The organism is Bradyrhizobium sp. LA2.1 (assembly GCF_040547725.1).
Lineage (GTDB): Bacteria > Pseudomonadota > Alphaproteobacteria > Rhizobiales > Xanthobacteraceae > Bradyrhizobium > Bradyrhizobium barranii.
In genome coordinates, this window is record NZ_JBEPQI010000048.1 from 1 (window position 1) to 13,718 (window position 13,718).

10 protein-coding genes and 1 pseudogene are annotated in these 13,718 nt (G+C 61.4%); 8 read left to right on the plus strand and 3 right to left on the minus strand.

From position 1 onward, the window contains the following. Positions 1-116 precede the first annotated feature (116 nt). On the plus strand, positions 117-644 hold the full coding sequence (gene mog, locus ABIB95_RS45340) for a molybdopterin adenylyltransferase (RefSeq protein ID WP_354248954.1): 528 nt from the start codon (positions 117-119) through the stop codon (positions 642-644). A gap of 564 nt (positions 645-1,208) precedes the next feature. Here the strand turns inward: mog and ABIB95_RS45345 are convergent. Both ABIB95_RS45345 and ABIB95_RS45350 read right to left on the minus strand, forming a co-directional pair. Continuing rightward, positions 1,209-1,508 (minus strand): DUF2249 domain-containing protein, encoded by a 300-nt coding sequence (locus ABIB95_RS45345; RefSeq protein ID WP_502917950.1) that lies wholly within the window; start codon positions 1,506-1,508, stop codon positions 1,209-1,211. 37 nt (positions 1,509-1,545) lie between these two features. Then, positions 1,546-2,424 carry a ferritin family protein gene (locus ABIB95_RS45350; RefSeq protein ID WP_354248955.1) on the minus strand — a complete coding sequence of 293 codons (879 nt, stop codon included), beginning with the start codon at positions 2,422-2,424 and terminating at the stop codon, positions 1,546-1,548. Positions 2,425-2,581: 157 nt separating this feature from the next. On the opposite strand from ABIB95_RS45350, the gene ABIB95_RS45355 reads away from it, so the two are divergent. From ABIB95_RS45355 to ABIB95_RS45385, 7 genes and pseudogenes are all read left to right on the plus strand, one after another. Continuing rightward, on the plus strand, positions 2,582-4,873 hold the full coding sequence (locus ABIB95_RS45355) for a 4Fe-4S binding protein (RefSeq protein ID WP_502917952.1): 2,292 nt from the start codon (positions 2,582-2,584) through the stop codon (positions 4,871-4,873). Positions 4,874-4,889: 16 nt separating this feature from the next. Beyond that, positions 4,890-6,838 (plus strand): annotated as a pseudogene (gene nosZ, locus ABIB95_RS45360) (TAT-dependent nitrous-oxide reductase). 14 nt (positions 6,839-6,852) lie between these two features. Next, complete coding sequence (locus ABIB95_RS45365) at positions 6,853-8,211, plus strand: nitrous oxide reductase family maturation protein NosD (RefSeq protein WP_354248956.1); 1,359 nt, start codon at positions 6,853-6,855, stop codon at positions 8,209-8,211. Further along, a complete protein-coding gene (locus tag ABIB95_RS45370) occupies positions 8,208-9,119 on the plus strand; it encodes an ABC transporter ATP-binding protein (RefSeq protein WP_354248974.1) in 912 nt (303 codons plus the stop codon). Before ABIB95_RS45365 ends, ABIB95_RS45370 begins: the two co-directional genes overlap by 4 nt. Then, a complete protein-coding gene (locus tag ABIB95_RS45375; protein WP_354248957.1) occupies positions 9,116-9,943 on the plus strand; it encodes a DUF2705 family protein in 828 nt (275 codons plus the stop codon). The genes ABIB95_RS45370 and ABIB95_RS45375 overlap by 4 nt, the downstream gene beginning before the upstream one ends. Then, a complete protein-coding gene (locus tag ABIB95_RS45380) occupies positions 9,940-10,491 on the plus strand; it encodes a nitrous oxide reductase accessory protein NosL (protein ID WP_354248958.1) in 552 nt (183 codons plus the stop codon). Before ABIB95_RS45375 ends, ABIB95_RS45380 begins: the two co-directional genes overlap by 4 nt. An 11-nt stretch (positions 10,492-10,502) precedes the next feature. Further along, positions 10,503-11,501, plus strand: coding sequence for an FAD:protein FMN transferase (locus tag ABIB95_RS45385; protein ID WP_354248959.1), 999 nt, complete (start codon positions 10,503-10,505; stop codon positions 11,499-11,501). A 237-nt stretch (positions 11,502-11,738) separates the two neighbouring features. Here ABIB95_RS45385 and ABIB95_RS45390 read toward each other — a convergent pair whose 3' ends face one another. Further along, a complete protein-coding gene (locus tag ABIB95_RS45390) occupies positions 11,739-13,460 on the minus strand; it encodes a hypothetical protein (RefSeq protein WP_354248960.1) in 1,722 nt (573 codons plus the stop codon). Positions 13,461-13,718: the final 258 nt, after the last annotated feature.

Genomic DNA, 13,718 nt, shown 5'->3' on the forward strand with positions numbered 1-13,718 from the left:
ACAAAGCCGAGCCCTTCGTCTGGACCAAGAAAAAGGTTCGTCAACGCCCCTTCAAAGGCCGCCGTATCACTCAGCTCTGATTCCGGGTACTAGAGGAGAGTGGATACCGACAGGATGTGGTGCACATCGGCGTCTTGGTGGTTTCCGATCGCGCCAGCCGGGGCGAATACGAAGATCAGAGCGGAAAAGCCATTGAGGCCTTCCTGCGCAAGGTCATTTCCTCGAACTGGACTCCGATTTTCAGGATCGTGCCCGACGGGATCGAGAGCGTTGCAAATGCGCTGACCGAAATGGCTGATCGCGACGGCTGCGATCTCGTCCTGACGACGGGGGGAACGGGACCTGCGCCGCGCGACCTGACTCCGGAAGCCACCCGTGCCGTCATCCAGCGGGAGCTTGCAGGATTCGGCGAACTAATGCGGCAGCGCAGCCTGACCCAGGTGCCCACCGCAATTCTGTCGCGTCAGACGGCCGGCGTTCGCGGGAATTGCCTGATCGTCAATCTGCCGGGCCGGCCGTCTTCGATCGAGCTGTGCCTGAATGCGGTCTTCCCCGCCATTCCCTATTGTCTCGACCTGATCGGGGCCGGACGCATTGAGGGAAGACCGGATGTCTGCGGAATATTTCGTCCTGCTGCATCCTGAAGCACTCAAGGCCGCGTCAAACGTTGCAAGGGGAGGGAGATCTGATCGGCCAGAGCCCGCCAACGAGGCTGAAGCGAATGTGTTGTTTGCTCGGCCTCGGCATCCATCTCTTTCAATAATCCCACGAAGACGGCCTCAAAAAGTCTCCGTTCGACCTTCGCCGCCTTGCGTCCTCGCCAACGAAGCCTTCGCAAATTTCGCACGGTAACCTCCTCCAGCTCCAGTAGCGCCGACGACATATCGTCCGCCACCGCCGCGATCTTTGTTCCAGCGCAAACTCCGAAAATATGACCCGCCGCAAATGGAGCGCTCGGTTCCCCTCATCGGGCACGCATTTCGCACTTTCGTGCAGTCTACACATCGCTGGAGCACGGACGCCCGGTGCAGCAAATATGCGAGGAGGAGCCTGCTTAGATCGCGCCCAAGGTCGAGATCCACGAAGACGGTCGAGACGACGATACTTGGACGGACTTGTGTCCTTGTGACGACGCGATCCGCCGCGTCAAACGTGCTACGCGACCGGGTCCGCGCGCTCGGGTTCGTGTCCATCCGAGATGTAGTGGCTCATTCAGCTTGGGCGGTACGGCCGACGCAGACACGCCAGACATCCGGGCCTTTCTCGACATAGTCCCACGTAAAGGCGCCGCGGTACTTGACATCGAACAGGTAGTGTAACGGACGCGGGTCGTGGTCACTCACGACATGGAAGAACTCTCCCAAGCCCAACCGATCAAACGTGTCGAAGATCAACGGATGGCGCGCCGGCCGGGGGACCGCACGGACATCAATCGTCGTTTCTTCGGACGGGCGATCCAGGATCTGCTGTTGTTTCATAGATTCAACATCGGCAAAGATCGCGATCATGTCCTTGTCGCAGCGCAAACGTCGGAGACGTTCGCTGTCATCTGGGTAGGGATGCAATGCTCCGAAGGTCTGCCAATCGAGCGATGGAGCGGGCCGCCAGCTGCTGGGCTAGCTCCAATCGGGACTGGTCGACGGCCTTGTCGGCTTCATCCAGATAAATCGAGGACAAGTGTTCCGCGTAGCGTAGCGCACGACGCTTGATTTCCTCGATCGCCTCAGTGTGTGGTAACGCGTCTGCTTCGGGGGGCGGAGCTTGTGAGCCGTCCCCGATCAGGGACAGGAGGCGCCTACGTTGCGGGGCAGGCGCTTCCTGCGACCATCGAAAGATGTCCTTGAGAAGAAGGCTCTCAAACAGCGCTGCCGAGGACAGCTCGGTTGCTGCCGGCGCGTCTCCCGCGAGGGCCTCTCTTCGCTCAGCCCGCCATGCCAATCGGCGTTCGCGGCGAAGCAGATTGCCATCGCGCAGCGCCTCGCGAGCCATACTCTCGGCGGTCGCACGTACGATTCCGGTTTCAGCGCGTGCTGCAACATAAGTCCAGAATATGAAAGCACGTTCGCGGTGACGGACGGCGAGAGCCCAAGCGCTATAGGCGGTCGAGAGGAGGGAGTTCTTGAGATCAGAAAGCTCTTCCGCGGGAACCAGATCTATCGGCATCCACCTAAGATCGGCCTGAGTCGGCGCGCGCCCAATGGCCGCGATGCAGGCTTCTTTGATTGCTTCAGCGCGTTCGTTTTCGCGCAGACACAACGCTTCGAACACGCAACGGACAGGCTCGAAGGCCTCGTCGCCGGCCGCGGCGAGCTTGCCATAACGCTGCGCAGCCGTTTCGGTCTGAGTAAATGCAATCGCATAGAGCTCGCCGATGTCCCGGACGGGAGCGGGCGGCTCTGTTGCCAACAGGGGTTCGCTGCGCATCGTTGGTTCCAATCAGGTCGGGGAGCTTGGCCTGATCTGGATCGCGCCAGTTTGAGATAGCGCAAAACCGAGCCCAGTCGCGCTGTTACAAGGAGCGGGGTTCAGAACAACGGCGTTCTGCCAACTGGAAGCGGCGCCCTTGCGAAAATTCTTCGGCATCCGTCTGTTCTTGGGGTTTGCTCTGGCCATTTTCGGCTGGATCGGCTCCGGCTGTCCGGCCCATGCGGCGGGCAGATTGAGCGACTATCTGTCGAAGGCGCAGCCGGGCGAACTGGTTCCAGGTGCAAACAGACTCGGAGCGACGCAAGGCGATCCGGCGATCGCACCAGCATATAAAGACGACCAGCTTCTCGGGTTCATCTATCTGAATTCGGACTTCGTCAACGCAACTGGCTACTCCGGCAAGCCGATTCAGCTTCTGGTCGGAATCAACCCGAAGGGCGTGCTTACCGGGCTGAAGCTGGTCGAACACAAGGAGCCCATCGTTCTGGTGGGTATTCCGGAAAAGCGGATCCTGGAGGCCGTCAACAAGTTGATCGGCACCGACATGGACCCCGTCGTGCGCGGAGCGGTGCCTGCGCCGCAGGTCGATATCGTCAGCGGCGCGACGGTAACCGTCCTCGTGATGGGGGACAGCATCGTCCGGTCCGCGACCAAGCTCATCAAGAGCGGTCGTCTCGGTGCTCCGGCCAATGCGCGCGCCGGAGTCGCGCCTCAAGCCGCTAAAGCGATTGATCCCGGCAAGAGCGCGATCCGCGATTGGCAAAGCCTGGTCGGCGACGGCTCCGTTCGCCGGCTGACCCTCTCACTTGCCGATGTCAATCAGGCATTCGAGAAAGCAGGCAACGCGGCCGCAGCTGCCCGTCCGGAAGAGGGGGAACCCGGCGACACCTTCATCGACCTGTATGTCGCCGACGTCGCGGTGCCGACCATCGGCCGCAGCCTGCTCGGCAGCGACGGGTACGATCGCCTGACAGCGAGGCTCAAGCCCGGCCAGCAGGCTCTCGTGGTTGCGGGGGCGGGCCGCTACTCCTTTAAGGGAGCCGCTTACGTGCGCGGCGGGATCTTCGACCGGATCGAGTTGATCCAGGACACCAACAGCATCCGATTCCGCGATCGCGACCACACCCGGCTGGGGAGCCTCGAAGCCCAGGGCGCACCGGACTTTCCCGAAATCGCGCTCTTCGTCGTGCCAGCCGAGTTCAATTTCGATCCGACTGAGCCGTGGACGCTGCAACTGCTCGTGCAGCGCGTCGTGGGCGCACGCGAAAAGGCATGGGTCACCTTCGAACTGGGATATACGCTGCCTGACGTCTACGTGAAGCGCGAGCCGGTCAAGCCAGCGGCGCAACAGTCGGCCGCCGCACCGGCAAAGACGCCAGACGGAGCGCCCGTATTGGCAGCAGAACGGCACGGCACTGCGACACCGCCTGCAGCCGAAGACGAGCCGCTGTGGATGAAGATCTGGCGGGGCAACATCGTCAAGATCGGCACGACGGCCCTCGCGCTGGGCGCGCTCACGCTGATCTTCTTTTTTCAGAATCAACTGGTGCGCCGCCCGAGAGTCTACGCTTGGGTGCGCCGCTGCTATTTGCTGTTCATCCTGGTGTGGCTTGGCTGGTATGCGAATGCCCAGCTTTCGGTCGTCAACGTCCTGACGTTCGCCAGTTCATTATTGACTGGCTTCAGCTGGGAATACTTCCTCTCCGCGCCGCTGATCTTCCTGCTGTGGTGCTCGATCGCCGCCGGGCTTTTGTTCTGGGGACGCGGCCCGTTCTGTGGCTGGCTCTGTCCGTTCGGCGCGTTGCAGGAGCTACTCAACAACGTCGCGCAGGCGGTGAAGATTCCGCAATATCGATTGCCATGGGGGCTTCATGAGCGGCTCTGGCCGCTCAAATATATCATTTTCCTCGGCCTGTTCGGGATGTCGTTGTACTCGACCGCGTTCGCCGAGCAACTTGCGGAAGTCGAGCCCTTCAAGACAGCGATCGTCCTGAAGTTCGCGCGCGAATGGCCGTTCGTCATCTACGCGCTGACGCTTCTGTCGGCGGGATTGTTCGTCGAGCGCTTTTTCTGCCGCTACGTGTGCCCGCTTGGCGCGGCGCTCGCGATTCCGGGCCGCATCCGCATGTTCGAATGGCTGCGCCGCTGGCCTGAATGCGGCTCGCCCTGTCAGCGCTGCGCCAACGAATGCCCCGTGCAGGCGATCCATCCCGAAGGGCACATCAACGTCAACGAATGCATTTATTGCATGCACTGCCAGGAACTCTACTTCGACGACCACCGCTGCCCGCACATGATCCAGGTGCGGCTGAAGCGCGAAAAGCGCGAAGCGCTCTCGTCTGCGTCGATGCGCAGCAGCGGCAGGGGGCCGAGCACGATCATCACCGCAGCTGGCAAGCCAGTTGGGCTGCCGCGCGCGGAAGCCATCACCCCACCACCAACTTGAAGCCCAGGAGGCCAACATGAGTGAGAACGAAAATGGAAAATCCGTCAGCCGGCGCACCTTATTAGGGACCACGGCTGCGGCGGCCGGTGTAGGCCTTGCGGGCGGGCCGGCCTGTCGAGCGACGGGCGCGGCTTCGTTACGGCTGCGGATGCGCAGACCAAGACGGCACCAAAGGCGCCGGCCGCGCGCCCGGCGGTGCAGAAGACCGAGGTGGCGCCAGGCGAACTCGACGAATATTACGTGTTCTTCTCCAGCGGGCAATCCGGCGAAATGCGCATCGTCGGCCTGCCCTCGATGCGCGAACTGATGCGCGTTCCCGTGTTCAACCGCTGCAGCGCCACGGGATGGGGACAGACCAACGAAAGCCTGAAGGTGCTGACCGAAGGGATGCAGCCGGCCACGCGCGAATTGCTCAAGAACCGCGGCGGCACGTTCATGAACGGCGACCTGCATCATCCGCACATCACGTTCACCGACGGCACCTATGACGGCCGATATGCGTTCATGAACGACAAGGCCAATACCCGGGTCGCGCGCGTGCGCCTCGATGTCATGAAGTGCGACAAGATCATCGAGCTGCCCAACCAGCATACCGTCCACGGTCTCCGGCTGCAAAAATATCCCCGCACCGGATACGTGTTCTGCAATGGCGAGGATGGTGTGCCGCTCCCGAACGATGGCAAGGTGCTCGACAAGCCGAAGGAATACCATGCGATCTTCACGGCGCTGGACAGCGATACCATGAAGGTCGCGTGGCAGGTGATTGTCGACGGCAATCTCGACAACGTCGATGCCGACTACCAGGGCAAATACGCGTTCTCGACTTGCTACAATGCGGAAGAAGGCGTCACCCTGGCCGAGATGACGGCCAACGAGCAGGACTGGGTCGTGATCTTCAACCTCAAGCGGATCGAAGAGGGCGTAAAGAAGGGCGACTTCAAGGAGATGAACGGCGTGCCGGTGCTCGACGGTCGCAAGGGCTCACCCTACACGCGTTACGTCCCGGTCTCGAACAATCCGCACGGCATGAACACCGCGCCAGACGGCATCCATATCGTCGCGGCCGGAAAATTGTCGCCGACCGTCACGGTGATGGACGTCCGGCTGTTCGACCAATTGTTCGATGACAAGATCAAGCCGCGCGACGTCGTCGTGGCCGAGCCAGAGCTTGGCCTCGGGCCGCTGCATACCGCCTATGACGGCAAAGGCAACGCCTATACGACGCTGTTCCTCGACAGCCAGGTCTGCAAATGGAACATCGACCTCGCAAAACGCGCCTTCAAGGGCGAGAAGGTCGATCCAATCATCCAGAAGCTCGACGTTCACTATCAACCCGGTCACAACCACTCTTCCATGGGCCAGACCAAGGAGGCCGATGGAAAGTGGCTGATCTCCCTGAACAAGTTCTCCAAGGACCGCTTCCTCAATGTCGGTCCGCTGAAACCGGAGAATGACCAGTTGATCGACATTTCGGGCGACAAGATGATTCTTGTCCACGACGGTCCGAGCTTCGCCGAGCCGCATGATGCAACGATCGTCCATCGATCCAAAATCAATCCGATCTCGATCTGGGACCGGGCCGACCCGATGTTCGCGGACGCGGTGAAGCAGGCGAAGGCCGACGGGATCAATCTCGAAGCCGACTCCAAGGTCATCCGCGACGGCAACAAGGTCCGTGTCTATATGACCTCGACCGCGCCGGCGTTCGGCCTCGAGACATTCCAGGTCAAGCAGGGCGACCAGGTGACCGTCTATGTCACCAACATCGACGCCGTGGAGGACCTGACACACGGCTTCTGCATCGTGAACTATGGCGTCCAGATGGAGGTTGCGCCGATGGCGACGGCCTCGGTGTCGTTCGCGGCGGATAAGCCCGGCGTCTACTGGTACTACTGCTCATGGTTCTGCCATGCCATGCATATGGAGATGAAGGGCCGCATGTTCGTCGAGCCAAAAATGGTCTGAAACGAGGACATAACGTGCGACTCGTGCAACGTCTCGTTCCGGCGGCGATCGTCGCCGCCGGGGTCTTTGGCTCCGCCACCGCGGCGGAGCTGGAAGCTGTCGCGGACCAGCCGCTTCAAGCGGTGCTGGACCGCGCGCAGGAAGGCGACGTCGTCAAGCTGGCGCCCGGCGTTTACAAGGGTGGGATCAGGATTGACCGTCGCCTCGTTTTGATCGGATCACACGGTGCTGTGCTCAGTGGCGGTGGGGCCGGCAATGTCATTACTGTAACCGCACCGGAGGTCACCATCCGCGGCATCACAATCAGGGAATCCGGCCGCGATCTCCAGGCGATGAATTCAGGGATCTTTCTCGAGAAGACCGCGGAGCGTGCGGTGATCGAAAGTAACCGCCTGGAAGGAAACCTGTTCGGCATCTACGTTCACGGCGCGGCGGGCTCCCGTGTTGAACGCAACGTCATCGAAGGATTGCGCGAGGGCCGCCGCAGCGAGAGCGGGAATGGCGTGTCACTCTGGAACGCGCCCGACGTCACCATCGCGGAAAATACTTTCCGCTATGGCCGGGACGGCATCTTCACGATCACCAGCCGCAAGGACCGCTTCATCAACAACCGTTTCGAACAGGTGCGCTTCGCGGTACACTACATGTACACCAACGACAGCGAAGTCAGCGGCAACGTTTCCGTGCGCAACACTGTCGGCTATGCCATCATGTATTCGAACCGACTGGTGATCCGCAACAACATCTCGGATCGCGACCGGGACTACGGGATACTGTTCAATTACGCCAACTACGCGGAGATCGACGGCAACCGGGTCGTTGGCGGGTCGCTGGACAATGTTGCGGTCAGCCGCAACGGTCCGGACGACGAGAAGGAGATGGTGCCCGACATAAGGCCCGCGCGGGACGTACGCAGCGGGCCGGAAAAGTGCGTGTTCATCTACAACACCAACCACAACAAGTTCCGCAATAACTGGTTCGAACGTTGCGGCATCGGCGTTCACTTCACCGCTGGCTCGGAAGGCAACGAGATTTCCGGCAATGCCTTCGTCGGCAACCGCAACCAGGTGAAATACGTCGGCACGCGCGATCTCGATTGGTCGAAGGGCGGCCGCGGCAATTACTGGAGCGACAATCCGGCGTTCGACCTGAACGGTGACGGCATTGCCGACACCGCTTATCGGCCTAACGATCTGGTCGATCGCGTGCTGTGGACGGCGCCTTCCGCCAAGGTCTTGATCAATAGTCCGGCGGTGCAGGTCTTGCGCTGGGCGCAGGCGCAGTTTCCGGCTCTCTATCCCGGCGGCGTCGTCGACAGCCATCCGCTGGTGGCGCCGCCGCCGAAGCCCTCGTTCGAGTGGAGCCACAGATGACCGCTACCGTGTCCGTGACCGGTGTCGACAAGAGCTATCGCAAGGTGCGCGCGCTACGCGATGTCTCGTTCTCTCTCGACCCCGGGCGGCTGAGCGCGTTGGTCGGCCACAATGGCGCCGGCAAGACCACGCTCATCAAGTTGATGCTAGGGTTGATCCGTGCCGACCGCGGCGAAATTCGCGTGATGGGGCAGGATCCGGCGGCGGGCGAGTTCTCGGCACGCCGGCTGCTTGGCTATCTTCCTGAAAACGTCGCGTTCAACGCGGCCCTCACGGGGCGCGAAACGCTGGCGTTCTATGCGCGTCTGAAGCGGATCAAGCCGGCCTCGGCATGGGCGCTGCTCGACCGCGTTGGATTGAGTGATGCCGCCGATCGCCGCGTCGGGACCTATTCCAAGGGCATGCGGCAGCGATTGGGGCTGGCCCAGGCGCTGCTGGGGCAACCACGTGTGCTGCTGCTGGATGAGCCGACCACGGGGCTCGATCCGGCACTGCGGCAAACGTTTTACGAGATTCTGAATGAGTTGCGGGACGGTGGCGCCACCGTCCTGATTTCGTCCCACGCGCTCAACGAACTCGAAGATCGCGCGGAGCATGTCCTGATCATGAACCGGGGCCGGCTGGTCGCAAAGGGCACGTTGGCGGAGTTGCGCTCGCTCTCGCAGTTGCCGATCCGGGTCTCGCTCGATCTGGCGGCCGGCGCCGATGACGCAATGGCCGCCCCGATTGCCGACGAATCCATTTCAGCTGCGGGCCGCAGAACCATTCTGGTGGCTGACGAAAAGGGGAAAATGGATCTGTTGCGTGCGGTTGCGAACGATCCCCGTGTCAAGAATATCGAAATTGCGGCACCGACCCTCGACGATCTCTACGCACACTTTCTCAACACGCAGGAGAAGGCCGCGTGAGGACAGTTGTTATCATCGCCTTCAAGGAGATCCAGGAAGGCCTGCGGAACCGCTGGGTATTGGCGACCACGCTGCTGCTGGCCTCTCTTGCCTTGTCGCTGACATTCCTCGGCAGCGCTCCGACGGGCAATGTGGGCGCCGGTGCCCTCGACGTGGTGGTTGTCAGCCTGTCCAGTCTGACGATCTTTCTGTTGCCGCTGATTGCGCTTCTGATCTCGCACGATGCGGTGGTCGGTGAAATGGAGCGGGGCACGATGATCCTGCTGTTGAGCTACCCGGTTGGTCGCGGCCAGGTCATCCTCGGCAAATTCTGCGGTCATGTCCTGATCCTCGCCTTCGCAACGATCCTCGGTTACGGCGCGGCGGCCGGTGCGCTCGCGATCACCGGCGCCTCCGTACTGGCGGCGAGCTGGTACGCCTTTGCTTCGATGCTTGGAACGTCGATCATGCTTGGAGCGGTATTCGTGGCGATAGGATACCTGATCAGCAGTCTGGTTCGCGACCGGGGCACCGCGGCAGGCCTGTCGGTCGGAATCTGGCTTTTGATGGTATTGGTGTTCGATATGGCGTTGCTCGGTATCCTGGTGGTCGACCAGGGACAGATCGTCTCGGCAACGGTCCTCGAATGGCTTCTGTTTCTCAATCCCACCGATCTTTACCGTCTGGCGAATCTCACCGGGTTCAATGTGAGCCAGTTTTCCGGCATGGCCGGGCTGTCGGGAACGGCGACCACCGGCTTTGCTGCGCTCTTGCTGGGGCTGCTGGTCTGGATCGTGGCGCCGCTCGGGCTTGCGACAACCTTCTTCGCGCGGAGGGAACTATGACCCCAAGATCGGTCGGTGCCATCATCATCGCGGCGTTGCTTCTCGCTGGCTGCAATCCGGACACGGGCAACACCAACATCCCGCCGCCATTTGCGCTGACCCGCGATGCGATGGGCGTCTTTTGCGGCATGAACCTGACGGAGCATCCCGGACCTAAGGGGCAGATCATCACGGCGGGCCGCATTGATCCGTTCTGGTTCACCTCCGTCCGGGATACCGTGGCGTTCACGTTGATGCCGGACCAGCCGCGTGACATCCGGGCGATCTACGTCTCGGACATGGCGCGCGCGACGAGTTGGGAAGACCCTGGCGCAACGAACTGGATCGACGCGCGGAAAGCGTTTTTCGTGATCGAGAGCCGCAAGCAGGGCGGCATGGGGGCGGCGGAGGCGGTGCCGTTCGGCAACCGCGCGGCAGCCGATAGATTCGTGGCCGATAATGGCGGGCGAGTGGTGACGCTTGCGGAAATACCCGGCCCTTACGTGCTGGGTAGTGATACGGCAGGCGGATCTGTCGAACATGATCGTGGCGACGTCAGACTCAACTGAGGACCTCGGTGATGCAGAATCCCAATCTCACGCGGCGGCGGATGATTGCAATCACGGCGGCGGCACTCGGTTCGGCTTTCGTGAGCGGCGCCCGCAGCGCCGGGGCGGGAGAGGCTGTTCGTTGGCACGGCGCGGCGCTGGGGGCGCAGGTCTCGATGGAGATATATCATCCGGACCGTGCCGAGGCTACGCGATTGGTCGGTAGCTGTCTTCTCGACGTGCGCAGGCTGGAGCAGCAATTCAGCTTGTATCGTCAGGACTCCGCGATCAGCACGCTCAACCGCACGGGCATCCTCGTTGCGCCGGACCCGGATATGGTAGCTCTGCTGGAGGCTTCGCTGACCTTTGCCGACCTGACCGGCGGCGCATTCGATCCGACCGTTCAGCCGTTGTGGCGGCTCTATGCCGACCATTTCTCATTGGAGCGTCCGGATCCGAACGGTCCGCCGCGGGAGCAACTCGTTGAAGTGCTCACCAGGGTCGGCTGCCGCGGACTGCAGGTGAGGCCGGATCGCATTGCTCTGGCACATCGCGGCGCTGCGATTACGCTCAACGGCATTGCGCAGGGGTTCGCGACCGACAAGGTCGTCGAGAAGCTGCGAAAGGCAGGCTTGTCGACGACCCTTGTCGATATGGGAGAGATACGCGCAATCGGGCCGCGACCAGAGGGTGCGCCGTGGCGTGTCGGCCTTGCAGATCCCGACAGACCTGGCGCTCTCACCGAGACGATCGATCTCGTCGACCGCGCCGTCGCGACAACGGCCGGTGCTGGATTCCGTTTCGACGCCGCCGGTCGGTTTACGCACCTCTTCGACCCAAAAACGGGATGCAGTCCATCCCTCTATCGAACGGTCAGCGTGGTCGCGCCGAGCGCAACCGAAGCAGACGCCCTCTCGACCGCGTTTAGCCTGATGGCCATTCCTCGAATTCTGGATATCGTCGCCGCCCGTCCGAACGTGCAGGCGCGCCTGATCGATGCAGATGGTCGTATGACCGTATGTGGCGCGTGAGACGCGATGAGATTGGGATGAATCGTCATCGCGCTTTAGGTTGTTGTTTGAGCATGATTTTTTCGGAAAACCGCTGCGCGCTTTTCCGGATCATGCTTTAGTAGGGCTTCGCGACCTCGGCTTGTGCAAACAACTGGACGGAGCTCCCGCTGACTCCAATCAGCGGATCCAAGCTCAAGTGCGTGTTCGCGGCTCTATTCTCGGACACGCGTCCTTGAAGCGTTTGAGGCGTCGAAATCAGAAATTGAGCTGGAGCAGTCCGAAGGCACCATGCGCAAGCTTACCGGTGCCGCCGACGTTCGTTGAATAGTCCCAGTTGGCTGAATATTCGACGGCGACTTTCAGCCCGTCCATCACCCATTCGCCTGCGGTGAGGAAAAGCCGGTTTTGCGGGACGAAGCCGATCCGAGTGGGTACGCCGGCTTGAAAAAGCGTTACGCCCGCCATGTCCTTGCTGCCGGAATATCCAATCGAGATGAAATCGCCCTGGGCGCCGATCTCGGTGACCCAGGGATTCCAGTCGAACTGGTACGCAAGCGAGAACTGCCAAGTCATCGGTATCATGTGTTTCGGAATGCCGGTCCCATCGAGGAACGTGGCGCTTCTCAACGCGGCATTGACTTCGCCCACCACGGCGAATGGGCCGAAACTGGATTTCACGCTCGCGGCCACTCCCGGAACGCGTCCAATCTGACTCAGGAATGGCAGGTAGGCAGAATGCAGAAATCTGCTTTCGAACACGGAGGTGTCGTAATCCACGTGGAAGTCAACGGTCCACGGACAGGCGAACGACGACGTCAACTGCTCATAGGGCAGGCCGCAATGACCGTTGGTTCGGAAACCGAGACTGGTGTTGTAATCGTCGATCTTGGTACGGTTGGGCAGGATGCTGTCGCTGCCCCTGTATGCCACGACTGAGCCGTAGAATGGTGCAGGCTCCAGCGGAGGTCGTACTGGCAGCGGCTGGAACGGCCTCTGCGGCGGCGGGGCGTAGCCCAGCCAGCGCGCGATTTGTTGCACCGCCGGTGCGACGACCAACGGACTAACCTTGGGCACGACGACAGGCGCCGGCAGCGGCCGCAGCGGCGGGGTTGGCCAAGCGAATTCCAATCCTCCTGCGGTCTGGCGGTTTTCGAACACTTCGGTCGTCAGCGGAGTGCCGATCGAAAGCGTATCCAGGCGTGCCACGCCGGTGGACGTACCGAAATGCAAAGTCTCCACCCCAAAGCGGGCCGCGATCGGAAATTGCATGAGATCGCCGACAAGAATGTGAGTCCGATCGAGCGTGAAGCGATCCACCCCGGTGCCGGGGACGCCAGTGAAAACGGGGCTGTTCCCGGTCGGAAATATCGCACCGCTGCCGTTGTCGAAATGGAGAACGACAGCGCCGGTCAGCCAGTCGCTCAGCTTGACATCGAAGTCGAGTTCGGCCGTGCCCAGAGCCAGGTTTTCCCTGGTGGGGCCGTTGAAGTCGTTGGTGCGCGAGGCTATCCCTTCGACGACACCGCTAAGGGAAAGGAAGCTGTTGATCTGCGGGCCTGTCTTCTTGAGCGTGTCGCCGATAATCTGTCGTGTTGCGTTTTCCTGTGCCGCCCAAGCGATCTCCAGATCTGTCACGCGCTCTGCGAGCGCCCTTTTTGGTCCGGCTTCGGACAAATCCGGAGCAGGCAGCGCGCCGGCCGATGCTTCGGCCGGAAGCACCGATTTTACCACAGTTGCAGCAGGTGTCGCCGCGGTTGCCACCGGTGTCGCGCGCCGATGCGGCGCGGCGCGTTGTACTGATGTCCCTCCCTCCAGTGCACTAAGACGCTCGGAAAGCTTTCGGTTCTCCGCCTTCAATTCCCCAAGCATGCGTCGGAGAACTGCGATCTCATCGTTCTCCGCAGCGGCAGCATGAGAAGGGACAAGCAGGGCGAGGCTGAAAAATACCGGCGCACCGCTAACAATCAACTGGTACATGACGTAGGGTCGCCAACGGCCGAGCGTTGGCTCTGGCGCCTGGATTTTTCTCACACGTCGTCGCCGTCCAGATCCGACGACGAACTCATCTCGCTGACCTGAGTTCATGTGCGGCCCCGCTACTATCACAGGCTGCAATCCACTCAACGATTTGTGGTCAAACAACTTGCAGGCGATTTCGCAAATGGCGAAACTCTCGCAGCAAGCGTTTCATTCGTCAAGTCGACAGCAGATAAGAGAAGAAGGCGTTAACGGAAG

What these genes read in the sequence shown, in the direction of transcription:
- ABIB95_RS45370 (WP_354248974.1), top strand. Translation starts at nt 8,208, where the DNA reads ATGACCGCTACCGTGTCCGTGACCGGTGTCGACAAGAGCTATCGCAAG.
- ABIB95_RS45385 (WP_354248959.1), top strand. Translation starts at nt 10,503, where the DNA reads ATGCAGAATCCCAATCTCACGCGGCGGCGGATGATTGCAATCACGGCG.
- ABIB95_RS45345 (WP_502917950.1), bottom strand. Translation starts at nt 1,508, where the DNA reads ATGATCGCGATCTTTGCCGATGTTGAATCTATGAAACAACAGCAGATC.
- ABIB95_RS45350 (WP_354248955.1), bottom strand. Translation starts at nt 2,424, where the DNA reads ATGCGCAGCGAACCCCTGTTGGCAACAGAGCCGCCCGCTCCCGTCCGG.
- ABIB95_RS45390 (WP_354248960.1), bottom strand. Translation starts at nt 13,460, where the DNA reads ATGTACCAGTTGATTGTTAGCGGTGCGCCGGTATTTTTCAGCCTCGCC.
- ABIB95_RS45380 (WP_354248958.1), top strand. Translation starts at nt 9,940, where the DNA reads ATGACCCCAAGATCGGTCGGTGCCATCATCATCGCGGCGTTGCTTCTC.